General features: G+C 77.6%; 1 pseudogene. It reads right to left on the bottom strand.

Annotated features, from left to right (window positions below):
• Positions 1-331, bottom strand: a pseudogene (locus QWY29_RS19970) (SAM-dependent methyltransferase); the annotation flags it as partial.

Raw genomic sequence — 331 nt, 5'->3', positions numbered from 1 at the left:
GCCTCGACGAGCGCGCGCGGGGAGGGGCGCACGCCGCTCAGGCCGCGCTCACGGGCCACGGCGAAGGCGTGCGTCAGGGCCTTGTCGAGGTCCCAGCCGTCGACCTCGGGCACGTCGAGCTCACCGGTGACGTAGGCCTGCGCGGCGCCGAGCTCGCCCGGGTGCCAGAGCAGGCGGCGTACGGCGTCGGGGCTGCGCAGCTCGACCGTCGGCACCGAGCCGTCGGCCGGTCCGGTCGCGGAGCCGTCCCACGCCACCAGGCGCACCGGGATCGGGCCGCGCAGGAAGGGCTCGAGCGCCAGGGCCAGCCGCTGCGCGACCCCGTTCACGA

This window comes from Nocardioides abyssi (assembly GCF_030412915.1).
Taxonomy (GTDB): domain Bacteria; phylum Actinomycetota; class Actinomycetes; order Propionibacteriales; family Nocardioidaceae; genus Nocardioides; species Nocardioides abyssi.
Note: the sequence above shows the minus strand (reverse complement) of the source record. Positions and strands in the feature narration are given on the sequence as shown.